This is a genomic window from Allosphingosinicella sp., from assembly GCF_035626655.1.
In the GTDB taxonomy this organism is placed as follows: Bacteria; Pseudomonadota; Alphaproteobacteria; order Sphingomonadales; family Sphingomonadaceae; genus Allosphingosinicella.
The window spans coordinates 19,944-40,775 of record NZ_DASPNF010000019.1; the positions used below are offsets into that span (position 1 = coordinate 19,944).

Consider the following 20,832-nt stretch of genomic DNA (forward strand, 5'->3'; position numbering starts at 1 on the left):
CGGACGGCGCGCGCTGCGGATCGATGACGAGCAGATCGGATCTCATATCGAAGCCCTAGAAGTCGGTGATCCCGAAGCGGGGGATGCCCTGGTTGTGGCCGGGCGGATCGAGGGTGGTGACGTCCAGCTCGAGCGGCGCCCCGATCCAGCGGGCGTGGGCGGTGTGATCGGCCAGGTCGTCATCGGTGAGCGGGTGGACCAGGGCGCGGAGGCCGGACGCTTCGAGCATCGCGACGATCGCGCCGACCGAAGCCTCGTGGAAGTGGATCTCATATTGGGGAATCGGGTGCGGGCCGACGCCCGCGTCCATCATCCGGCCGACGAACAGGATGTCGCGGCCGGCATCGGCCATCCGGATGAAATCGTCGCGCAGCGCCTCGGCGGCGGCGCGGTCGGCTTCGGTGAAATAGATATGGGCGTGCCAAGGCGCGTCGGGCTCGGTCATCGCCCCCTACTAGCAGGATATGCGGCCGCCGGCAGCCTTGCGGCAGGGCGTGCCGGGACAGGGCCCGGCGCCGAGGGCCGGCTTGTCACCCGTGGCGCGGCGCCATAGGCGGGGGAAAGTTCAGGAGAAACAGAATGATGCTGCTCGCCGTCGCCGCCTTGCTACAGACCGCCTCCGCGACGCCGCCCGCTTCGGGTGCGCCGGTCCCGGCCTGGCGAACGGCCGGCCGCGCCTGGGGCGATTGCGTGAAGGGCCGGATCGACGCGCGGCTGCAGTCCGGCGACGCGCCCGAGGCGCTGACCGACGCCGCCATTGCCGGCTGCGCCAGCCAGCTGGAAGCGGTGCGCCGCGCGATCGCCGCCGAGCGCGGCGCCGAGACCGCCGCGGCCAATGTCGAGCGGGTCAGGAATGGCGGGCGGGCGATGTTCCTTGCCTATATCGCCTCGCGCCGGCCGGCGCCGGCAACCGGGACGGCTGAGCCGCGCCCGGCGCCGACGCGTTAGGCCAGAGGGTCAGGCGCGCCGTCGCACCATCCCGACCAGCAGCAGCAGGACGACGGCACCGATCGTGCCCCAGACGATGGCGTTGAGGATCCAGCTGGTGCCGATAGCCGGGAGCGCCACGTGGAGCCACACCGGCAGGGCATAGCCCACGATGAAGCTGCCGAGAGCACCGACGACGACGTTGCCGACGAGGCCGAAGCCATAGCCCCTGACGATCTGGCCCGCGAGCCAGCCGCAGACGGCGCCGATGACGAGCAGGGTGAGCAGATATTGAATGTCCATTTCAGTTTCCCCCGAGAAAAGGCGCCTGTCTTTGCGAGTCTCATGACGCCGGCGTCACGAAATGCCCGCAAAATGACGGAATGACCAGCCCCTGCGACGCGCTCAGTCCTCGTCGCCCTGCTCGCCGAGCCGCCAGGTGACCTCGCCGTCGCGGGCGTCGGGGATGGCATTGCCCTGGCTGTCCCGGGCCGGCGCGAAGCGGGCGCGGCGGGTGACGATCCGGCAGGTGGCGGAATCGAGCGTGGCGGAGCCGCTGGAGCCGGTCACCGTGCAGCGGGCAACGCGGCCGTCGGCGCCGATGTCGAGGCGATACCTGACCTTGCCCTCCTCGTCGCCGCGGATCGCGGCGGCGGGATAATCGTCGTCGCTGATCGGCAGCGGCCAGTCGGTCGGCCGGGGCGGCGCTGCTGAAGGCGGCACCGGCGTGGCAGCGGCGGCCGCCGGGGCCGCGTTGCCCTGAGCGGCGAGCGTGGCGGCAAGGAGCAGGGCCGGGCTCATGGCCGCCAGTGTAATCCGGCTGCGCCGCGACGCCTAGGCGTGCCGCGAGGGCTGGCGGGCAGGGCGCGCTCATGCCATGCAGGCGGCCATGAAGCCGACCCGCAAGCTCCGCCCGCACTCTTTCGTCAGCCAGGTCGCCGGCGGCATGCGCGGGGACAATCTCTCCAAGCTGGCCGGGCCGAGCCGCGAGGAGGTCGAGAACGACCACGACGCCGCCCATCCCGCCCAGGGACGCGGGGCGGCGCCGGACCATGACGGCTAGCTGAGGATCAGCGCGGCGGCAGCCGCCAGATGATCCGCACCCTGTCGGGCTCGAAGGCGGGAATGCGAACCGGCGGGCGCGCAGGAAAATAGCGGGCGCGGCTGCGGAGAATGCGGCAGGTGGCCATATCGAGCGCCGCCGAACCGCTGGATTCGCTCACCACGCAGCCCGACACCCGCCCGTCGGGATTGACGGTCAGCAGGACCTCGGTCGTGCCCTCGGCGCGCGCCCGCAGGGCAGACGCCGGATAATCGTCGACGCTGAAATAGGCGTTCATTTGGCCCGGACCCGTTCGGGCTGGCCCGAGGGGGCCCCGTAGCGCGGCGGCGGCGGGGTGTGCAGCGGCACGGCCATGGGCGGCGGCGGCAGCATCATCGGCGGCGGCTCGGGCGGCTGCCTCTGCACCTCGCCGGCGCCCGTCAGCAGCATTGCGATGGCCAGAGCGGACATCGTCCCGCCTCCGTTCAGCGCGGGCTCCAGCCGGGGCAGAGTGTGGCATTGAGCTGCCCGCGGAGCGGTCCGGGCGCGGGAGAGGCGGGCGCCCGCCGCGCCGCAGGCTGGCCGATCGCGCCGGCCGCCGGCCAGTCCACCGAGAGCCAGTCGACGTCGCAGATCGCGGCGCCGGCCAGATCCCGCGCCGGCTCGTAGCGGGCGCGGGCGGCGTAGAGCCGGCAGGCGGCCGCATCGAGCGCCGGCGCGCCGCTGGTCTCCGGCACGTCGCAGCCGATCACCCGCCCGGTGCGGCCGATCGCGACGCGCAGCCCGCTCGACCCCTGCGCGCCGGCCGGCTGGACACCGCGCGGGAAATCGGCCGCGGTCATGCGGCTGGCCTCCAGGGTCAGCAGGCGGGCCGGCCGCGCGGCGATGGGCAGGCCGGCCCGCCCCTCCTCCTCGGGCAGCCGCCAGGTGACGCGGCCGGCGTCGCGGCCGATCGTCGGGTTGCCGTCATAGCCCCGCGCCGGCGTGTAGCGGGCGCGGGAGCGCATGATCCGGCAGGTCGCGCTGTCGAGCGCGGACGAGCCGCTCGAGGCGGTCACCTGGCAGTCGGTGACGCGGCCATTGGGCCCGATGGTGAGCTGGAAGCCGGTCGTCCCCTCGTCATGCGCGCGCAGCGCCGCGGCCGGATAATCGTCCTCGCTGAAATAAGAGGCGAGATTGGCGCGCGCCCGCTGCGGCGGCGTGGCGGCCGGCACGGGCGGCGCGGGCGGCGGCGGGACCATGACCGGCGGCGGGATATAGGGCGCGGGCGGCACCGGCGGCATCATCGGGACCATAACCGGAGGCGGCGGGTTGCGCGGCGGCCGCTGCCTCTGCACATCCCCGGCGCCCGTCAGCAGCATTGCCATGGCCAGTGCGGACATAGATCGCCCTCCCCCGCGCGCATTGAAGCGCAGCGGGCGGCGCATGTCCATGCCTTCGGGAACGTTCGGTCAGCGCTGCGGCTGGACGGCCTTGGCGCGGTCCTGCTGGTCCTGGCGCGCGTCGGCGATGCGTGCCTCGCGGGCCGATCTGGCGCGCATGGCGGCGGCCGCATTGAGCGCGGCATTGTCGTTCTTCTGCGCGATCCGGTTCAGCGCCTGCGGCGGCACCGGCTCGGCCACGGCGCGGTTGTCGCCATAATCGGGGATCAGCATCGAGGCGGCCAGGATGAGGACGACGAGCGCGACCGCGCTGCCGACGAGGGTCCGCTTCCTGAGGCCCCGTCGGCTCCTCATGGCGCGGGCGCCTTCCTGTCGAGGCCGAAGAAGCGGGCGACCATCGCCTGCGCCTCGCGGATTCGCTTCTCCTCGAGCCGCCGGATGCGGCTCGCCTCGGCGCGCGCGAGGATCAGGTCGCGGCGGTCGTTACGGGTTGAGGCGGGCAGAAAAGCCATGTGGCCCAGAAAGCACTTAAGCTGCTGAAGTTCCGTTCGTGTCGGGGCCGTTATGCAACCGCGAGGCGGTTCGCGGGTTGAAGCATACCGAAAGCAGAACACAAGGAGCAGGCTCATGGCCAGCGCGTATAATAATGTGCTCGAGGCACGCGGCGGGAGCCTGGTTCCCCCCGTGGCGCAGCGTGGATATCACGTCGTCTATCGCGATCAGGAGACCAATTATTGTCCGGGCTGCGGCCGGTCGCACTGGCATATCGGCCGGATACTCGCCGAATGCGCCTTTTGCGGCACGGCGCTGCCCCTCGAGGGCTCGCAGGGCATCGGCGGCAGCCAGATCGTGCGCACCGTGCGCCGGCGGCTGATCCCCGACCCGCACCACCAGCACGCGGCCTGAGCCGCGCGAAGACGGGAGCGGCGGCGGGCGTTAACCCGGTCTTTGCACCGCGCGGCCTAGATTCGCGGCCATGTCCGCGGGAAACGGCCTTGTCTTCGCCGGGCTGGCGCTGATCGGCGTCGGCCTGCTCTCGCCTGTGCTCAGGAGCGGGGAGAAGCCCGCCGCGGCCGGCAACGAGACGGACGCGGTGGCCAATACCGTGTCCCGCCCCGGGCGCATCTCGTCCGCCGATCCGGTCAGCCTGCCCTCGCCGCGCGAGCTGAGGCGCGGGCCCGACGGCCATTTCTACGCCGACGCGCAGGTCAACGGCGCGACGATCCGCTTCATGGTCGACACCGGCGCCTCCTGGGTGGTGCTGCGCGCCGAGGATGCGCAGCGCGCGGGCATCCAGCTGCCGGCCGAGCGTTCGCTGGCCATGGGCGTCGGCGGCCCGGTCGAGGTCGTGCCCGTGACCCTCGAGCGGATCGCGATCGGCGGCATCGAGGCGCGCGGCGTGCAGGCCGCGGTGGCCGAGGAGCTGCCCGTCTCCCTGCTCGGCCAGTCCTATCTGTCGCGCCTCGGCAGCGTCGAGATCCGCGGCGACACGATGGTGCTGCGCTAGCAGCTTTCCACCTCCTTCGGTGAGGCAAGGCCGCGTCGCGCCAGCCCTCTGCGCATGCCCTGATTAAGCGACTATCGATAATTAATTTGACGACTTTCGATAATATCATTATCGTTTTTCGATATTGATTCGTCGGAGGCCGTCCATGTCGCATCCCTATTCCGCCGCTTTGCCCATCGCCTGGGTCGGGCTCCGGATCCTGATCGTGCTGAACTGGCTGTTCGCGGTGGCGGTGCTCGTCCTGCTGTTCGTCATGCCGCACGAGCACTGGCTGATGATCTCGCTGAAGCTGACGCCCTCGCCCGAGGCGACGCGGATCGTCTGGGGGATGCGGGGAATCGCCGTGATCGGCCTCTTCACCATCCCGCTCTACCACCTCATCCTCACCCGCCTGCTCGCGATGGTCGGGACGGTGCGGGAGGGCGACCCCTTCGTCCTCGCCAACGCGGCCCGGCTGCAGACCATCGCATGGATCCTGATCGTCCTGCAGGTGCTCGGCCTCGTCATCGCGATCATCGTCCGGATGATCTCGACCCCGGCGCATCCGATCAACATCAGCGCCGGCCCCTCCATCGCCGGCCTGCTCGCCATCCTGCTCGTCTTCGTGCTCGCCCGCGTGTTCGCGGAAGGCGCGCGGATGCGCGAGGATCTGGAAGGGACGGTCTGATGGCGATCCTCGTCAAGCTGGACGATCTGCTCCACGCGCGCAGGATGACGCTGACCGAGCTCGCCGAGCGGGTCGGCATCACCATCGTCAACCTCTCCATCCTGAAGACCGGCAAGGCGCGCGCGATCCGCTTCTCGACGCTCGAGGCGATCTGCACCGCGCTCGCCTGCCAGCCCGGCGACATCCTCGAATTTCTGCCCGACGCGGCGGAGGAGGCGAAGGCAGCATGAACATCGTCATGGCCATTCACATTGCGGGCGGCGTGCTCGCCCTGCCCGCCGGCACGATCGCCGTCGCGGCGCGCAAGGGGGGCCGGCTGCACGCCTGGTCCGGCACCCTCTTCTTCGGCGCGATGCTCGTGCTCGGCATCACCGCGGCCTTGCTGGAGCCCTGGCGCAACCCGCCGGGCTCGCCGATCGGCGGGCTCATCGTCTGCTATTTCGTCGCCACCTCGTGGATGGCCGCGCGCCGCGGCGACGGGCGGACGGGCCGGTTCGAGGTCATCGCCTGCGCCGCCGCGCTCGGGCTTGGCGCGCTGATGCTCTACGGCGCCTTCACCGGCGCCGGCGCGACCCCGGTCGGACGGGGCCCGGTCTTCGCGATGACCGGCCTCGTCCTGCTCGCTGGCCTGCTCGACCTCAACGCGATCCTGCGCGCCCCGCTGAGCCGGGCGCAGCGGCTCAGCCGCCACCTCTGGCGGATGTGCTTCGCCTTCTTCATCGCCACCGGCTCCTTCTTCCTCGGCCAGCAGGACGTGCTGCCGGCCGCCTGGCAACGCTCGCCCTTCCTCCTCGTCCCCGCCTTCGCGCCGTTTGCGGTGATGGCCTTCTGGCTGGTCCGGGTGCGCTTCGGCCGGCGCTTCCGTCCCAGTCTTCCCGCCGCCCCCGAAGGGAGCCCCGCATGACCCATGTCTCTTTGCTCCGCCTGAACCTGCTGCGTGCCGCTTATGCCTTCGTCGCGATCGGCATCCTGCTCGTCATCTGGCCGTCGCTGCTGAGCCACCGGAGCGACTGGCCGCTGATGAACAGCGTCGTCGCCGGGATGATGGCGGGCGTGTCGGTGCTGGCGGCGCTCGGGCTCCGCTATCCGCTGCAGATGCTGCCCGTCCTGCTGTTCGAACTGCTCTGGAAGGCGATCTGGCTGACCATGGTCGCGCTTCCCCTGTGGACGGCCGGGCGCATGGACCCGCGCACGATGCAGTCGGTGATCGAATGCCTGCTCGCGGTCGTGCTCATCCCGGTCATCCCCTGGCGCTACGTCGTCAGGACCTACGTGACGCAGCCGGGCGCGCGCTGGCGGCGGCCCGCGGCGGAGGAGAATTGAGATGGCCGCGTCGTCCCGGCCCGCACCCGGCATCTGGAAGCGGGGCGACCAGGAGGTGTCGCTGGCTCGCCTCTATGCGCTGCGCGCCGTCTATCTCTTCTTCGCGGTCGACGGCTTCCTGGTGACCCTGCCGCTGCTGCTCGACCACAGCCCGGAGCGCCATCTGTTCCTGGGCGTGAAGGGCGGGCTCTGGATCATGGGGATCATCGGCGTCCTGCATCCGCTGAAGGTGCTGCCGGTGCTGCTCTTCGAGCTTGGCTGGAAGATGGTCTGGCTGGCCTTCATCGGTCTGCCGCACTGGTTCGCGGGGGTGAATGCGCCGCGGCTGGGCGAAGACCTGATCCTCGTCGGCCTCCTCCCGCTCGCGCTGGCGCCGGTGCTCATTCCCTGGGGCTATGTCTGGCGGAATTTGATCAGGGCGCCGGTGGAGAGGTGGCGCTGACGGTCAGGGTTGTGCCGGAGGCGGCGGGGGGGCGATCAGGAAGCGGGGCGATCGCCCCCGGGCCCTCGCCCAGAGGCTCGGAAGCGGTAGTTCGCGCGGAGCAGGTGAAGCGCATCGCCGGGTCGCGTCCGCCGGTGAGGTCTGCCCGCCAAATCACTCCCCAGGTGGGGCTCACCGTCACCAACACTCGCGCGATCTGCGACTCAGCGGCTATCGTCATCCGCTCGGCCATCTCGGCGCATCGCCGGGAAACAGGATCCGAAGCGGCGGGCTGTACGGTCTCATCCGCCGCCGGGGAGGCAGGCGGCATGGGGGGCAGCGACTGATCGCCCGGCTCCGGCGGGCTCGCCCGCTCCCTTAAGCCGAGGGCGACGGCGCGCTCGTTCATCTGCCGATCGAGGTCGCGTGACAGATCGTAATCCGCTGTGCCCTCGACATACCGCCCCTGGGTTCGCGCCTGCAGTTCCTGCATGCGGCGATGCAGCGCGTAATAGGCGTCGTCGGCATAGAGGCGGGCGATCTCGTTCAGCTGCCGGCGCCTGCCCTCGCTGATCTCGGCGATCGCCGACCGATAGGCTGCGGCGTCCGGACTTCGCCGCGCGTTCCAGCCGGGATCGTAGGCCGGGCCGAATGCGGGCGACCAAGCGTCATAGAGGCGCCAGAAACGCGCCCTGAGAGCCGGGTCGCGAAACACCTCGTCGCTGCCGGGGCCGCCGGCACTGAAATAGATGAAGCCGTACAGTTCGGCCTGCTTTTCGCTGTCCGCGCGGGTCGCGGGGACGATCAGCGCCATATCGGCGATCGACCTGGTCTGGCCCGCGTTCAGGAGGAAGCTGCCCTCGACGAGCCGCCCCGCATGGAAGCAGATCGCGGACGCGTGGAAGAGGTCCGGTCCGTTCAGGGCGGGCGCCTGTGCAATCCGCTCCTCGCACGCCGCGGGAGTGGCGGTGGCGGGGTCGATCGCCTGCATCCGCTCGACCAGCCGGTTGCTGGCCGGCTGGGCCGTGGCCGGGGCGGGGAGAAGCAGGAGCGCGGTGACCAAAGCGAGCATTCCCTCGATGCTAGAGCAGTGAGGGCACCTTGGCCATGCCCGCGCCCGTTGCGGAGGTGGAGGCAGGTCAGTTAGGCTGGGGGTGGCCCGATTGGGGAAGTAGCAATGAACAATCGCCGCACCTTTATCTTTGGCACCGCTGCCGCCCTGCTGCTCCCCGCCCCCGCCTTCGCCCGCCCCGGGTTCCGGCGGCTGTTCAACCGGCGCTGCCTGGACGGCTGGACCACGGTCGGCGACGCCAACTGGCGGGTGGAGCGCGGCGCGATCATCGCCGACCGGGGCGGCATCAGCTTCCTCGTCTCGCGGGAAAGCTTCCGCGATTTTGAGCTGCGCGTCGAATTCCGGGTCAGCCCGGAGGCCAATTCGGGCATCTTCATCCGCTGCCAGGACCGCGCGGCGATCAGCGTGGCGAACAGCTACGAGATCAACATCTTCGACACGCGGCCGGACCCGACCTACGCCACCGGCGCGATCGTCAATGTCGCCCCGGTCTCGCCTGCGGTGCGGGCTGGCGACCGGTGGAACCTGATGACGATCCGCGCCCGCGGCGACCGCTTCGACGTGGCGATGAACGGCCGGACCACGGTCGCCGGCGCGCGCGACGCCACACATCGCGAAGGGCCGATCGCGCTGCAATATGGCGCCGGCATCGTGCGCTTCCGCAAGGTCGGGCTCAGGCCGCTCTGAGCGCGCCCGCGCCGGTTGCGGGGCCGGGTGCGGCGTGCCAGATATCGCCCCCTGGGGAGGGGCTTGCCATGATCATGCTGCCGATCGCTCTGACGACCGCCGGCGCTGCGGCGCTGGTCAATTTCTGGCTTTCCTGGCGCATTGCGGAGCTGCGCGTGTCCGAGAAGATCTCGGTCGGCGACGGCGGCCATCCGCGGCTGATCGCGCGGATGCGGGCGCAGCTCAACTTCGCCGAATATGCGCCCGTGGTGCTGATCCTGATCGCGCTGATCGAGGCGGCGCGGGGGTTCCAGCTCTGGCTCGCCATCGTTGCGGGCCTCTTCATCCTCGGCCGCATCCTGCACGGCCTCGGCATGGACGGCTGGCAGCTCGGGCGCAGCGTCGCGATGCTGTTCACCGCGCCGGTCATGATCGGGCTCGGCCTCTATGCGGCGGTGATCGCCTTCTGGTGAGCCAGGCGCCGGCGGGCTTGCATCGCCGGCCCGACGCCGCCACATGGGCCCCGCGCAATGCCGCGCGAGGACATGGAGGACAGGATGAACACGGATCGGAAGCCCGCTTTTCCCTTCCCCGCCATCCAGGTGCCCCATGTCTTTTCTCACCTTCGATTGTCTCGCCGCCGCCGCGCCTGACGGGCGCCTGCTCTTTTCGGACCTGAGCCTTTCGATCGGCCGCGAGCGGATCGGCCTGGTCGGACGCAACGGCGCCGGCAAGTCGACCCTGCTCGCCATCGCCGCCGGCGAGGCCAGGCCAGCCGCGGGCCATGTCATCCGCGCCGGACGGATCGGCGTGCTGCGCCAAATCCAGCCCTCGGACGGAACGCTCGCCGCCGCGCTCGGCGTGGCCGGCGCGCTCGCGCGGCTCGAGCGGCTGACGCAGGGCGAAGGCTCGGCCGAGGACATGGCCGAGGCGGACTGGACGCTCGCCGAGCGGCTGGACGCGGCGCTGGCCGACGTCGGGCTCCCCGGCGCGGACCTCGGCCGCGACGCAGCGTCGCTGAGCGGCGGTGAGCGCACCCGGCTCGGCCTCGCCCGGCTGCTGGTCGAGGCCCCGGACCTGCTGCTGCTCGACGAGCCGACCAACAATCTCGACCGCGAGGGCCGGGCGGCGGTGGCGGCATTGCTTGCGGACTGGCGCGGCGGCGCTTTGGTCGCCAGCCACGACCGGCGCCTGCTCGAGGGCATGGACCGGATCGTCCATCTCTCCGCCGCCGGCATCTTCACTTATGGCGGCGGCTGGTCCGCCTTCGCCGCGGCACGGGAGGCGGCGCTCGGCCGGGCCGGGGCGGCGCTGGAGTCAGCGGAGCGCGCACTGGTCCAGGAAAAGCGCGCGGCGCAGGCGCGGACCGAGCGGCAGGCGCGGCGCGACAGGGCCGGACGCGCGGCGGCCGCGCGGGGCGGCGCGCCGAAGATCATCCTGGGCGGCCTCAAGCGCAAGGCCGAGGAGAGCGCCGGCCGCGGGCGGGTGCTCGGCGAGCGGCAGATCGGCGAGGCGGAGGAGGCGCTGGCCACGGCGCGCGCGAAGGTGGAGATCCTGACCCCGCTCCGCATCGAGCTGCCGGCCTCCGGCCTGCCCGCGAACCGGACATTGCTGGCCTTCGAGGAGGTGGCGCTGGACCTCGGCGGACGCCGGCTGTTCGGCCCCCTGTCCTTCACGATCCGCGGCCCGGAGCGGCTGGCGCTCTCGGGGCCCAACGGGGCGGGCAAGACCAGCCTCCTGAAGCTGGTCACCGGGGCGCTGGCACCGACGTCCGGCACGGTGCGCCGCGCGGAGGGCGCCATCGCGATGCTCGACCAGCATGTCGCCGGGCTCGATCCGGCGCTCGATCTGGTCGGCAAGCTCCGCCACCACCATCCGGCGCTGACCGCGAACCACGCCCATGCCGCGCTTGCCCGGTTCGGCTTCCGCAACCGCGAGGCGCTGCGGCCGGCGGGAAGCTATAGCGGCGGCGAGCGCCTGCGCGCCGGCCTCGCCATCGCCTTTTCGGGCCCGCAGCCGCCGCAATTGCTGATCCTCGACGAGCCGACCAACCATCTCGACGTGGAGTCGATCGAGATGCTGGAGGCGGCGCTCGGGGATTATGACGGGGCGCTGCTCGTCGTGAGCCACGACGCGGCCTTTCTGGACGCGATCGGGGTGACTCGGGAGATCGGGCTGGGTTAGGCTGGGGGATGGCCGCCACCCTGCACATGCTCTGCGGCAAGATCGCCGCGGGGAAATCCTCGCTCGCCGCGCAGCTCGGCGATGCCTCGCTGACCGTGGTGGTCAGCGAGGACAAATGGACCGCGCCCCTGTTCGGCGCCGAGATGGCGACGGTGGCGGATTATGTCCGCTGCGCGGCGAAGCTGCGCGCGGCGATGGGGCCGCATGTGGTCGACCTGCTCCGGGCGGGCGTCTCGGTGGTGCTGGACTTTCCGGCGAACACGGTGGCGAACGCGCCTGGATGAAGGGCGTCGCCGAGGAAGCGGGCGCGGCGCATGTGCTGCACTGGCTCGACGTGCCGGACGAGCTGTGCCGGGCGCGGATGCATGCGCGCAATGCCAGCGGTGCGCACGAATTCGCGCCGACGGACGCGCATTTCGACCTGATCACCTCCTATTTCGTGCCCCCCTCGGCCGAAGAAGGCCTGGAGATCGTCGTGCACCGGCCGGAATGAGGTTCAGCCCGCCCTTCTCCGCACCGGCACGTTGACGTTGCAGATATCCACCCCGCCCGCCGGCACCCGGAAGAACTGGCCGCCGCGATTGGCGCGGCCGCGGAGATAGGCGGCGAAGGTCGGCGTGTCGGTGCGCATCACCTCGAAGCGCGGGCGCTCGGCCGCGGGCATGTCGGCGGCGATGCGGACGCGGGCGATGCGGATCGGGGTCTCGCCGCGGTCGGCCTGGTAGAAGCCGAGATTGCCGGTGCCGCGCGGCCGGGCCGAGAGCAGGGCGATCCCCTCGATCACGCGCCCGACATTGGCAATGTTGCGGTCGAGCGGCCGGGGCGAATGGCCGATCACCGCATAAAGTTCGCCGCCCGTGCCCGTGTCCGGGTGAAGATCGCGGCCGACGCCGACCGTGGCATAGCAATGGGTGAGCCAGGCGCTGCGCCGGGCCGGATCCCAGGCCATCGGCCAGCCGTCGACGAAGCCCGTCATCGGCGCATAGCTGTCCGGGAAGCCCAGCGCGCGCGGGGTCAGCCCGGCGGTGGGACGCTCATATTCGGCAGGCGGACGCTGGACCACGCCTTCGGGGAGCGGGACGTTGGCGTCGCCATTGCCCCATTGCGCGACATAATTGTCCTGCACCCGGTAGATGGTGGCGTTGTTCCACCAGCCGGCGCGGGCGTAGCGGCGCATATTGGCGACATGGACGGGAGCGAAGGCCGGCGCCAGCTCGATGATCACGCGGCCCCCTTCCTGAAGGTCCATGACCAGCAGATTTTCCGGCGCGATCGGCCGCCATACCGCGGCGGGGGCATTGGCGATCACCTCGGCCGGCTCGGTGGCATTGGGGATGGGGCGCGGCGTCCAGCGCCCGGGCTGGGCCGCGGCGGCGGTGGCGAGCAGGGTCAGGGTGGCGAGGGTGGCGAAGCGGCGCATGGAAACTCCCCAGTTTTCCGGCAGCCTGCGCGGAATTCGGGGCCGCTTCAAGCTCGCATTGCGGTTGCGGTTGACGGGCGTGCTAGCATCTCACTTTGCCATGAGTCGCCTGACGGGAGCCCGCATGACCAATCCGCAGCAGAGCCTGATCGCCGAGCGCGGCGCGCAGATGTTCCCGACCCTGAGCGAGGCCGAGCTGGCCCGGCTCCGGCGCTTCGGCGAGCCGGTCCGCTTCGCCGCCGGCGAGCCGCTGCAGCGGACCGGGGAGACCGGGCATGGCCTGATGCTGATCCTCGCCGGCGAGGTGCAGGTGACGCAGCGCATGCCGGGCATGGCGCCCGTGCCCATCGTCACCCACAAGACCGGATCGTTCATGGGCGAGCTCGCGCAGCTGTCCGGCCGGCCGGTGCTGGTCGACGCGGACGCCCTGACCGACGTCGAGGCGGTGGCGGTGTCGCCCGACCGGCTGCGCGCCCTGATCATCGCCGAGGCGGTGCTCGGCGAGCGGATCATGCGCGCCCTGATCCTGCGCCGCGTCGGCCTGATCGAAAGCGGCGGCGGCGGCCCGGTGATCGTCGGCCATGCCGGCAACGGCAATGTGCTGCGGCTGGTGAACTTCCTGCGGCGCAACGGTCATCCCTACCAGCAGCTCGATCCGGACGAGGACAGCTGCGCCCACACCCTGGTCGTCCGGTTCGAGGTGACGCCGGAGGAGCTCCCGATCGTGCTCTGCCCGAGCGGAAAATTGCTCCGCAACCCGGACGAGGGCCAGCTCGCCCGCTGCCTCGGCCTGGTCGGGCCGATCGACCCCGACATGCTCTACGACGTCGTCGTGATCGGCGCGGGGCCGGCGGGGCTGGCGACCTCGGTCTATGCGGGATCGGAGGGGCTGAAAGTGCTGACGCTCGACTGCCGCTCCTTCGGCGGCCAGGCCGGCGCCTCCTCCCGAATCGAGAATTATCTGGGCTTCCCGACCGGCATTACCGGCATGGCGCTGATGGGCCGGGCCTTCAACCAGGCGCAGAAGTTCGGCGTGGAGATGGCGATCCCGGACGAGGCCGTGCAGCTGGAATGCGGCATGGATCCTCTGCAGATCCGGCTCGCGACGGGCGAGCGGGTCCGCGCCCGGGCGGCGGTGATCGCGACCGGCGCGACCTACAGGCGGCTCGACGTGGCGGGGCTCGACCGGTTCGAGGGCGCCAGCGTCCATTACTGGGCATCGCCGATGGAGGGCAATCTCTGCGCCGGGGCGGAGGTCGCTTTGGTCGGCGGCGGCAACAGCGCCGGGCAGGCCGTGGTCTATCTGGCCGGGCAGGCGAAGAAGGTCTGGCTGCTGACCCGCCGGCCGCTCTCGGCGACCATGTCGCATTACCTGGTCGAGCGGATCGCGCAGCAGCCCAATATCGAGGTGGTGACCGGGGTCGAGATTTCGCGGCTCGACGGCGAGCATGACCGGCTCTCCTCGGTCTGCTGGCGCAACGTCGCCTCGGGCGAGGAGACCTGCCGGGCGGTCAGCCACCTCTTCTCCTTCATCGGCGCGGAGCCCAACACCGACTGGCTGGCCTCTGCCGGCATCGCCCGCGATCCGCGCGGCTTCCTGCTGACCGGCGCCGAGGCCGGCGCCACGGTCGGTGAGGAGCGGCTGGCGCTGGAGACGAGCCGGTGCGGCGTGTTCGCGGTCGGCGACGTGCGCGCCTCCTCGGTCAAGCGCGTCGCCGCCTCGGTCGGCGACGGGGCGCAGGTCGTGGCCCTGCTCCACGCCTGGCTCGCCAACCGTCCGCCGGAACAGCAGACGGTGAAAGCCGTTCAGACCGCGTAACGAATTTCCCGCGATCCCCTTGGAAGGAGTGAAGGACATGGCCGGTTTCGACGACGTGAAGGAAGGCATGGAAGTGATCGGCGCGGACGGCGTGCATGTCGGCACCGTCGACCGGGTCGAGGGCGACAAGATCAAGCTGACCAAAAAGGACAGCGGCCAGGGCAGCCATGAGGGTCACCATCATTTCCTCTCAAAGGGCCTGGTCGCCGGGGTGGAGGGCGACACGGTGCGGCTGTCGGCCAATGCCGACGTCGCGGTGAGCTTCGAGGAAGAGAAAGACTGAGGACCCTGCCGCTTTAAGCCTGCGTTCAGCCCTTCCCGGCTGCACTGGCGGCCGGGGAGGATTGCCGCATGTGGACCCCGATCCTCGCGCTGGCTGTGGCCTTGGGCCGGGCGGAGCCGCCGGCTTATCCCGGCGTCGCCGATCCGATGGCGTTCGTGGCGGCGCGCTACGGCGAATATCAGCACGGCAACCGAACCATCGCACTCGACAGTTATGCGAGCACCCGCCTGCGCCGCCTTCTCCACGCCTTTGACGAGGCGGCGGGCGGCGAGGAACTGGACGGCGCGGACTTCTGGATCGACGGCGTGGACTGGCGGCTGGCCGGCCTCGACCTCGCACTTGAGCCCCGGCGCCGGCCCGACCGACAGACCGTCACCGCTCGTTTCCGCAACTTGAGCCGGCCCGTCCTGCTCCGCTTCCACTTCGTGCGGGAAGGCGGGCGCTGGTTCCTGGACGAGGTGGTCAGGCCCGGCCGCCGCGGCTGGACGCTGACCGGGCGGCTGGCAAGGCGGCCGCGCGGCCGGCCGAACCCGTGAGGCTACTGAGGCGCGGTTCAGGCCGGACAGGGCCAAGTCTCGATCATGGCTTTATCGAAGACTTGGGCTAGCTCGCTATCGCGAACGGCGGGATTGCGGTCGACATAGGCGATAAAAGCCTCCGCCAGCGCCAGTGCCGGCTCGGCGCTGCCAAGCACATTGTCCGGCAAACAGAAGCTGCGGCTAACTGCCTCGCCATCTTCGGCGAGCGAGGTCTGCGCATCGAGGACGGCGAGCTGCATCGTGACGACCGCGTCACACATCGCCTCTTCGGGGCTTAGCGAAGAATGCCGGAGCGCCGCACCTCGCCGGATGAGCCGGGTGCACCCTTCGTACACCTGCCGTACGGTGAACTCGTCATGGGACGGGGCATGCGCGAGCAGGGCGGCGGCGAGCAGGGTCAGCGTCATGCCGGCATCATCCGCCCCTGCGCCCGAAATGAAAAGGGCCGGATTTTCGCCCGGCCCCTTCCATGTCTTACCAGATGTGAACCCGCTGCTCGGGCGGCAGATAGAGCCGGTCGCCGGGCTGGACGTTGAAGGCGCGGTACCAGGCGTCGATGTTGCGGACCGCGCCGTTGACGCGGAACTCCTCGGGGCTGTGCGGATCGGTCAGGATGCGCTGGCGGGCGAGGCCCTCGCGGTCGAGGCTGCGCCAGACCTGCGCCCAGGAGAGGAAGAAGCGCTGGTCGCCGGTCAGGCCGTCGATCACCGGCGGCTCGCCATGCTGGGCGACATGCCGGCGATAGGCGGCATAGGCCATTTCCAGCCCGCCGAGATCGCCGATATTCTCGCCCATGGTCAGCTGGCCGTTGACGGCGAGGTCGGGCAGCGGCCGGTAGCTGCTATATTGCGCGCCGAGCCGGGCGGCCCGTTCCATGAAGCGCTGGCCCGAGGTCGCGCTCCACCAGTCGCGCACCCGGCCCTGCGGATCGAAGCGGCGGCCCTGATCGTCGAAGCCGTGGCCGATCTCATGGCCGATCACCGCGCCGATCGCGCCGTAATTGACCGCCGGATCGGCGTTCGGGTCGAAGAAGGGCGGCTGCAGGATGCCCGCCGGGAAGGTGATCTGGTTCTGCAGCGGATTGTAGGAGGCGTTGATGATGTGCGCGTTCATCCCCCAGAGCCGGCGGTCGACCGGGTTCGGGAGGCGCGACAGCTGCAGGTTCCAGTTGAACTCGGCCGCCCGGACCATGTTGCCGAGCAGGTCGTTCCGGTCGACGCGGTAATTCGTATAGTCGATCCAGACCGCCGGCCCGCCGATGCGCGGCTCGAAGGCGTCGAGCTTCGCGAGGGCGGCCTGGCGGGTGGCGTCGTCCATCCACTCCAGGTTGCGCAGCCGTTCGGCGAAGGCGGCGCGCAGATTGCCGATCAGCTCGGTCATCTGCCGCCGGCTCTCGGCCGGGAAGTGGCGCTCGATGTAGATCTTGCCGACCGCCTCGCCCATCGAGGCGTTGACGTAGCCGAGGCCGCGCTTCCAGCGCTCGCGCTGCTGCTGCTGGCCGCCGAGCGTGCGGTTGAAGAAATCGAACTTCGCCTCGTCGAAGGCGCGCGGCAGATATTGCGCGTAGCTGTTGATGAAGTGGAAGGTCAGATAATCCTTCCAGGTGTCGAGCGGCACCTCGTCGAGCAGCCGGCCGATGCCGGTGATCGCCGTCGTCTGCGTGGCGATGACGATGTCGACATTGCCGAGGCCGCGGCGCTGCAGGTAATTGGGCCAGTCGAACTGCGGCGCCAGCTGGGCGAGCTGGGCGCGGTTCATCGGATTGTTGATCGCCTGGATGTCGCGGCTGCGCTCCGGCGTCCAGTGCGCCTCGGCGATCCTGCGCTCGAGCGCGATGATGCGGTCGGCCCTGGCCTCCGGATCGGCGATGCCCGCGAGCCGGTGGAGCTGGATCACATAATTGCGGTAGGCGGCGCGGTAGCGGTCGAACTGCTCGCCCTCGCGGAGGTAATAATCGCGGTTCGGCATGCCGAGCCCGCCCTGGCCGGCGATCGCGGTGTAGCGCGTCGGATTGGCGAGATCGGGGATGATGCCGACGCCGACCGGCGACTGATAGCCCGGCGTCGCGAAGACGGCGAGCAGGCCGGCGCGGTCGCGGATCGCGGCGATGCGCTGGAGATAGGGCTGCAGGGGCGCGGTGCCCCGGCGCTCGATGCCCGCCTCGTCCATCCAGGCGGCGTAGAAGTCGGCGACCTTGCGCTGGCCGGGATCCCGGGAAGTGGCGCCCTCGGTGACGATGGCGCGGACCTGCCGCTCGATATCCTCGGAAAGGACGGTCCACAGGCTCCAGCTGGTCCGGTCGGCCGGGATCTGCGTCGCCCGGAGCCAGGTGCCGTTGGCATAGCGGAAGAAGTCGTCGCCCGGCTTCACCGCCATGTCGCGGGCGGCAAGGTCGATGCCGAAGCTGCCATATTGGGCCTTGCCGGCCGCAGGGCGGGCGGGCTGGGCGGCGCCGGCGATGACGGGCGCGGCGCCGGCGAGGAGGAGCGAGGCGACGAGAAGGAATTTGCGGCTGGGCATGAAGGTCTTTCCTTGAAGGTCGGGGATTCGAAAAAGGGGCCGGGCATCCGCCCGACCCCTGTGGCTGCATTACCAGATATGGACGCGCTGCTCGGGCGGCAGGTAGAGCCGGTCGCCCGGGCGGATGTTGAAGGCGCGGTACCAGGCGTCGACATTGCGGACGACGCCGTTGACCCGCCATTCGGGCGGGCTGTGCGGATCGGTCAGCACCTGCTGGCGCAGCGCATCCTCGCGGACCTGGTTCCGCCAGGCCTGGGCATAGGCCAGGAAGAAGCGCTGGTCGCCGGTGAGCCCGTTGATCACGCGCGCCCGGCCGTGGCGGGCCTGGTAGCGCTGATAGGCGGCATAGGCCATTTCGATGCCGCCCAGGTCGCCGATATTCTCGCCCATGGTGAGCTGGCCGTTGATGTTCTGGCCGGCCGACTGGAAGGCGGAATATTGCGCGCCGAGGCGCCGGGTGAGCTCGGTGAAGCGCTCGGCCGACTGCGGCGACCACCAGTCGCGCAGGCGGCCCTGCGGATCGAAGCGGCGGCCATTGTCGTCGAAGCCGTGACCGATCTCATGGCCGATCACCGCGCCGATCGCGCCATAGTTCACCGCCGCGTCCGCGGTCGGGTTGAAGAAAGGCGGCTGCAGGATCGCGGCCGGGAAGGTGATCTGGTTGGTCTGCGGGCTGTAATAGGCGTTGATCGTCTGCGGGGTCATCGCCCAGAGCGAACGGTCGACCGGGTTGGGCAGGCGGGACAGCGCCAGGTTGCGCTGGAACTCGGCGGCGCGGATCATGTTGCCGAGCAGGTCGTCCGGCGCGACCCGGAGCGAGCTGTAGTCGATGAAGCGCACCGGATTGCCGATCCTCGGATCGAAGCTGTCCAGCTTGGCGAGCGCCGCGGTCCGGGTCGCCTCGTCCATCCAGGGATTGGCGCGCAGCCGCTCGGCGAGCGCCCCGCGCAGGTCGCCGATCAGCTCGGCCATCTGCCGGCGGCTCGTCTCCGGGAAGTGGCGGCGGACATAGATCTCGCCGACCGCCTCGCCGAGCGTCTGGTTGAGCACGCCGAGGCCGCGCTTCCAGCGGTCGCGCTGCTGCTGGGTGCCGGAGAGCGTGCGCGAGTAGAAGTTGAAGTTCGCCTCGTCGAACGCGCGCGGCAGATATTGCGCGGCGCCGCGGATGAACTGGAAGGCCATCCAGTCCTTCCAGGTCTGCAGGTCGACCTCGGCGAAGAGCCGGCCCTCGGCCTGGATGGCAGTGGTCTGGCGGACGATGATCGTCTGCACGTTGCCGAGGCCCTGGGTCTGGAGCAGCAAGGGCCAGTTGAACTGGGGCGCCAGCTCCTGCAGCTGGGCGGGCGTCATCGGATTGATCGACTGGGTGACGTCGCGGCTGCGCTCGGGCGTCCAGTGCGCCTCGGCGATGCGGCGCTCGAGCGCGATGATCGCGTCGGCCCTGGCCTCCGGATTCTCGATGCCGGCGAGCCGCAGCATGGTCGAGACATAGGTCCGGTAGGCGGCGCGGTAGCGGTCGAACTGCGGACCCTCGTTCAGATAATAGGTGCGGTTCGGCATGCCGAGGCCGCCCTGCCCGGCGCCGGCGACGTAGCGCGTCGGATCCTGGGTATCGATGGTGATGCCGACCCCGACCGGCGACGGGAAGCCCGGCGTGGCGAACAGGCGGATCAGATCGTCGCGGCTCTGCGCGGCGTTGATCCGGTCGAGCCAGGGGCGAAGCACGGCGGCGCCGCGCGCCTCGATCCCCGCCTCGTCCATCCAGCTCGCATACATTGCGGCGACCTGGCGGCTGACCGGGTCGGTGCCGCGATTGGCGGTCTCGACGATGTCCCGCAGCTGCGCCTCGACGTCCTCGCTGAGCACCGAGCCCACGCCCCAGGCCTGGCGATCATTGGGGATCGGGTTGGCGCGGAACCAGTTGCCGTTGGCGTAGCGCCAGAAATCGTCGCCCGGCTTGATCGCCGGATCGCGCGCGGCGAGATCGACGCCCCAGGGCGCAAAGCGCGAGGCGGCGCTCGGGCGCGGCGCGGGCGCGTCGCCCGTCTGGGCGACCAGCGGCGTCGCAGCCGTGATCAGCAGCGCCGAGACCAGCGCGAAACGCTTGTTTTTCATGAATATCCCTCCAGGCGGCGAGTGCAGCCTGCCCCCGTCGCCCCCATAAAGCCAATGTCCCCGCGCGCACCCGTTGGCGCCTGCGCGTTGATTCGCAAGCCCTTTTTCGACGAAACGCTTGATCGCTCTTGCGAAAATCAGGCCGCGACGGGCGCCACAAGGCCACGCGGGACCTGGTCGAGATGCAGATAGGTTTCGGTGAAGCCGGCGGCGCTGCGCAGTTTCTCCCAGTTCGGGATGGCGATGTGGCGCTTCTGCCGCGAGATCAGCCCCTCGCGGGTCAGTTGCTGCAGGATGCGGTTGACGTGGACCGGGGTGAGGCCGGTGGCGTCGGCGAGCTGCTCCTGCGTCATCGGCAGCTCGTAGCGATATTCCTCGGCCAGGCCGGCCACCTCGAGCCGGCGCGCGAACTCGCAGAGCAGGTGGGAGATGCGCGAGTGGGCATTGCGGCGCCCGACATTGACCACCCATTCGCGGAAGACGGCGCCGTCAATCAACGTGTCCACCCACATCGCCATGCCGACCTTCGGGTGAGCGAGGATCAGGTCGCGCACCGCCTCGCGCTTGACATAGGCGACCTCGCACCGGGTCAGCGCCTGCACATTGTGGTCGGCGACGTTGAGCAAGGCGCCCTCGAGATCGACGAAATCGCCGGGAATGTGGACGCTGACGATCTGCCGGGCGCCCTCGGCGGTGACCTTGTGGCGGTAGGCGAAGCCGGAGACGATCAGGCAGGACTGGGTCGGCCGTTCACCCTCGCGCACGACATAGGCCGAGGCCTCGATCGTCTGCAGCCGGAAAGGGAGATCCAGCAACGCCAGGAGATCCTCCCGGGCCAGCTGGGCACGGCGCTCGAACTTTCTCAGCATGAGGCCAAGGACGGCTTTGGGGTCGGTCATCGCGCTACTCCGCGTCAACAGGGCGGGAGCGCACTGGTCTCTCAGC

General features: G+C 70.4%; 31 protein-coding genes. 17 read left to right on the plus strand and 14 right to left on the minus strand.

What is annotated here, in order from left to right; all coding sequences use genetic code 11:
• Positions 1–55: 55 nt before the first annotated feature.
• Positions 56–445 (minus strand): DOPA 4,5-dioxygenase family protein, encoded by a 390-nt coding sequence (locus VEC11_RS14695; protein WP_464132878.1) that lies wholly within the window; start codon positions 443–445, stop codon positions 56–58.
• A 134-nt stretch (positions 446–579) separates the two neighbouring features.
• On the opposite strand from VEC11_RS14695, the gene VEC11_RS14700 reads away from it, so the two are divergent.
• Positions 580–948 (plus strand): hypothetical protein, encoded by a 369-nt coding sequence (locus VEC11_RS14700; RefSeq protein ID WP_464132884.1) that lies wholly within the window; start codon positions 580–582, stop codon positions 946–948.
• Between the two features lie 9 nt (positions 949–957).
• Here the strand turns inward: VEC11_RS14700 and VEC11_RS14705 are convergent, their stop codons facing one another.
• Both VEC11_RS14705 and VEC11_RS14710 read right to left on the minus strand, forming a co-directional pair.
• A complete protein-coding gene (locus tag VEC11_RS14705) occupies positions 958–1,230 on the minus strand; it encodes a GlsB/YeaQ/YmgE family stress response membrane protein (protein ID WP_464132887.1) in 273 nt (90 codons plus the stop codon).
• 102 nt (positions 1,231–1,332) lie between these two features.
• Positions 1,333–1,728 (minus strand): energy transducer TonB, encoded by a 396-nt coding sequence (locus VEC11_RS14710; RefSeq protein WP_464132894.1) that lies wholly within the window; start codon positions 1,726–1,728, stop codon positions 1,333–1,335.
• A gap of 88 nt (positions 1,729–1,816) precedes the next feature.
• On the opposite strand from VEC11_RS14710, the gene VEC11_RS14715 reads away from it, so the two are divergent.
• Positions 1,817–1,990 carry a hypothetical protein gene (locus tag VEC11_RS14715; RefSeq protein WP_464132898.1) on the plus strand — a complete coding sequence of 58 codons (174 nt, stop codon included), beginning with the start codon at positions 1,817–1,819 and terminating at the stop codon, positions 1,988–1,990.
• A gap of 7 nt (positions 1,991–1,997) precedes the next feature.
• Here VEC11_RS14715 and VEC11_RS14720 read toward each other — a convergent pair whose 3' ends face one another.
• From VEC11_RS14720 to VEC11_RS14740, 5 genes are all read right to left on the minus strand, one after another.
• Entirely contained in the window at positions 1,998–2,267 is a 270-nt protein-coding gene (locus VEC11_RS14720; protein ID WP_464132901.1) for an energy transducer TonB, read from the minus strand.
• Positions 2,264–2,440 carry a hypothetical protein gene (locus tag VEC11_RS14725; protein ID WP_464132906.1) on the minus strand — a complete coding sequence of 59 codons (177 nt, stop codon included), beginning with the start codon at positions 2,438–2,440 and terminating at the stop codon, positions 2,264–2,266. Before VEC11_RS14725 ends, VEC11_RS14720 begins: the two co-directional genes overlap by 4 nt.
• Positions 2,441–2,454: 14 nt before the next feature.
• Positions 2,455–3,351, minus strand: coding sequence for a TonB family protein (locus VEC11_RS14730; RefSeq protein WP_464132910.1), 897 nt, complete (start codon positions 3,349–3,351; stop codon positions 2,455–2,457).
• 69 nt (positions 3,352–3,420) lie between these two features.
• The gene (locus tag VEC11_RS14735; protein WP_464132915.1) at positions 3,421–3,705 is read right to left on the minus strand and encodes a hypothetical protein; all 285 of its coding nucleotides are present in this window, start codon (positions 3,703–3,705) and stop codon (positions 3,421–3,423) included.
• On the minus strand, positions 3,702–3,863 hold the full coding sequence (locus VEC11_RS14740; protein ID WP_464132920.1) for a hypothetical protein: 162 nt from the start codon (positions 3,861–3,863) through the stop codon (positions 3,702–3,704). Before VEC11_RS14740 ends, VEC11_RS14735 begins: the two co-directional genes overlap by 4 nt.
• 115 nt (positions 3,864–3,978) lie before the next feature.
• On the opposite strand from VEC11_RS14740, the gene VEC11_RS14745 reads away from it, so the two are divergent.
• From VEC11_RS14745 to VEC11_RS14775, 7 genes are all read left to right on the plus strand, one after another.
• Positions 3,979–4,257, plus strand: a complete 279-nt coding sequence (locus VEC11_RS14745; RefSeq protein ID WP_464132924.1) for a hypothetical protein — start codon at positions 3,979–3,981, stop codon at positions 4,255–4,257.
• A 70-nt stretch (positions 4,258–4,327) separates the two neighbouring features.
• Positions 4,328–4,858 carry a retropepsin-like aspartic protease family protein gene (locus tag VEC11_RS14750; protein WP_464132928.1) on the plus strand — a complete coding sequence of 177 codons (531 nt, stop codon included), beginning with the start codon at positions 4,328–4,330 and terminating at the stop codon, positions 4,856–4,858.
• Positions 4,859–5,003: 145 nt separating this feature from the next.
• Positions 5,004–5,525 carry a DUF2975 domain-containing protein gene (locus tag VEC11_RS14755; RefSeq protein WP_464132934.1) on the plus strand — a complete coding sequence of 174 codons (522 nt, stop codon included), beginning with the start codon at positions 5,004–5,006 and terminating at the stop codon, positions 5,523–5,525.
• Positions 5,525–5,755 (plus strand): helix-turn-helix domain-containing protein, encoded by a 231-nt coding sequence (locus VEC11_RS14760; protein WP_464132939.1) that lies wholly within the window; start codon positions 5,525–5,527, stop codon positions 5,753–5,755. Before VEC11_RS14755 ends, VEC11_RS14760 begins: the two co-directional genes overlap by 1 nt.
• Positions 5,752–6,429, plus strand: coding sequence for a DUF2306 domain-containing protein (locus VEC11_RS14765; protein WP_464132943.1), 678 nt, complete (start codon positions 5,752–5,754; stop codon positions 6,427–6,429). The genes VEC11_RS14760 and VEC11_RS14765 overlap by 4 nt, the downstream gene beginning before the upstream one ends.
• On the plus strand, positions 6,426–6,848 hold the full coding sequence (locus VEC11_RS14770) for a hypothetical protein (RefSeq protein WP_464132948.1): 423 nt from the start codon (positions 6,426–6,428) through the stop codon (positions 6,846–6,848). The genes VEC11_RS14765 and VEC11_RS14770 overlap by 4 nt, the downstream gene beginning before the upstream one ends.
• 1 nt (position 6,849) lies before the next feature.
• The gene (locus VEC11_RS14775; protein ID WP_464132953.1) at positions 6,850–7,290 is read left to right on the plus strand and encodes a hypothetical protein; all 441 of its coding nucleotides are present in this window, start codon (positions 6,850–6,852) and stop codon (positions 7,288–7,290) included.
• Here VEC11_RS14775 and VEC11_RS14780 read toward each other — a convergent pair.
• Positions 7,262–8,341, minus strand: coding sequence for a hypothetical protein (locus tag VEC11_RS14780; protein WP_464132959.1), 1,080 nt, complete (start codon positions 8,339–8,341; stop codon positions 7,262–7,264). The genes VEC11_RS14775 and VEC11_RS14780 overlap by 29 nt on opposite strands.
• A 105-nt stretch (positions 8,342–8,446) precedes the next feature.
• Here VEC11_RS14780 and VEC11_RS14785 point away from each other — a divergent pair, with 105 nt between their 5' ends.
• The 5 genes from VEC11_RS14785 to VEC11_RS14805 all read left to right on the plus strand — a co-directional run bounded on the left by VEC11_RS14785 (position 8,447) and on the right by VEC11_RS14805 (position 11,684).
• Positions 8,447–9,028: a 3-keto-disaccharide hydrolase gene (locus tag VEC11_RS14785; RefSeq protein WP_464132965.1), complete on the plus strand. Its 582-nt coding sequence runs from the start codon at positions 8,447–8,449 to the stop codon at positions 9,026–9,028.
• A gap of 68 nt (positions 9,029–9,096) precedes the next feature.
• Positions 9,097–9,480 carry an MAPEG family protein gene (locus VEC11_RS14790; protein ID WP_464132969.1) on the plus strand — a complete coding sequence of 128 codons (384 nt, stop codon included), beginning with the start codon at positions 9,097–9,099 and terminating at the stop codon, positions 9,478–9,480.
• A gap of 136 nt (positions 9,481–9,616) precedes the next feature.
• Entirely contained in the window at positions 9,617–11,191 is a 1,575-nt protein-coding gene (locus VEC11_RS14795; RefSeq protein WP_464132974.1) for an ABC-F family ATP-binding cassette domain-containing protein, read from the plus strand.
• 8 nt (positions 11,192–11,199) lie between these two features.
• Positions 11,200–11,475: a P-loop nucleotide/nucleoside kinase family protein gene (locus VEC11_RS14800; protein ID WP_464132978.1), complete on the plus strand. Its 276-nt coding sequence runs from the start codon at positions 11,200–11,202 to the stop codon at positions 11,473–11,475.
• Positions 11,472–11,684: a P-loop nucleotide/nucleoside kinase family protein gene (locus tag VEC11_RS14805; RefSeq protein ID WP_464132985.1), complete on the plus strand. Its 213-nt coding sequence runs from the start codon at positions 11,472–11,474 to the stop codon at positions 11,682–11,684. The genes VEC11_RS14800 and VEC11_RS14805 overlap by 4 nt, the downstream gene beginning before the upstream one ends.
• A gap of 3 nt (positions 11,685–11,687) precedes the next feature.
• Here the strand turns inward: VEC11_RS14805 and VEC11_RS14810 are convergent, their stop codons facing one another.
• Complete coding sequence (locus VEC11_RS14810; protein WP_464132990.1) at positions 11,688–12,611, minus strand: peptidylprolyl isomerase; 924 nt, start codon at positions 12,609–12,611, stop codon at positions 11,688–11,690.
• Between the two features lie 100 nt (positions 12,612–12,711).
• Here VEC11_RS14810 and VEC11_RS14815 point away from each other — a divergent pair, with 100 nt between their 5' ends.
• The 3 genes from VEC11_RS14815 to VEC11_RS14825 all read left to right on the plus strand — a co-directional run bounded on the left by VEC11_RS14815 (position 12,712) and on the right by VEC11_RS14825 (position 15,249).
• Positions 12,712–14,430, plus strand: coding sequence for an FAD-dependent oxidoreductase (locus VEC11_RS14815; RefSeq protein WP_464132994.1), 1,719 nt, complete (start codon positions 12,712–12,714; stop codon positions 14,428–14,430).
• 37 nt (positions 14,431–14,467) lie between these two features.
• Positions 14,468–14,713, plus strand: a complete 246-nt coding sequence (locus VEC11_RS14820) for a DUF2171 domain-containing protein (RefSeq protein WP_464132999.1) — start codon at positions 14,468–14,470, stop codon at positions 14,711–14,713.
• Between the two features lie 68 nt (positions 14,714–14,781).
• Positions 14,782–15,249: a YchJ family protein gene (locus tag VEC11_RS14825; RefSeq protein ID WP_464133003.1), complete on the plus strand. Its 468-nt coding sequence runs from the start codon at positions 14,782–14,784 to the stop codon at positions 15,247–15,249.
• A 17-nt stretch (positions 15,250–15,266) separates the two neighbouring features.
• On the opposite strand, the gene VEC11_RS14830 is transcribed toward VEC11_RS14825, so the two are convergent.
• The 4 genes from VEC11_RS14830 to VEC11_RS14845 all read right to left on the minus strand — a co-directional run bounded on the left by VEC11_RS14830 (position 15,267) and on the right by VEC11_RS14845 (position 20,786).
• Positions 15,267–15,659 (minus strand): Rap1a/Tai family immunity protein, encoded by a 393-nt coding sequence (locus VEC11_RS14830; protein ID WP_464133009.1) that lies wholly within the window; start codon positions 15,657–15,659, stop codon positions 15,267–15,269.
• Positions 15,660–15,726: 67 nt separating this feature from the next.
• A complete protein-coding gene (locus tag VEC11_RS14835; protein WP_464133015.1) occupies positions 15,727–17,772 on the minus strand; it encodes a M13 family metallopeptidase in 2,046 nt (681 codons plus the stop codon).
• A gap of 69 nt (positions 17,773–17,841) precedes the next feature.
• Positions 17,842–19,887, minus strand: a complete 2,046-nt coding sequence (locus tag VEC11_RS14840; RefSeq protein ID WP_464133020.1) for a M13 family metallopeptidase — start codon at positions 19,885–19,887, stop codon at positions 17,842–17,844.
• Between the two features lie 137 nt (positions 19,888–20,024).
• The gene (locus tag VEC11_RS14845; protein WP_464133024.1) at positions 20,025–20,786 is read right to left on the minus strand and encodes a Crp/Fnr family transcriptional regulator; all 762 of its coding nucleotides are present in this window, start codon (positions 20,784–20,786) and stop codon (positions 20,025–20,027) included.
• Positions 20,787–20,832 lie beyond the last annotated feature (46 nt).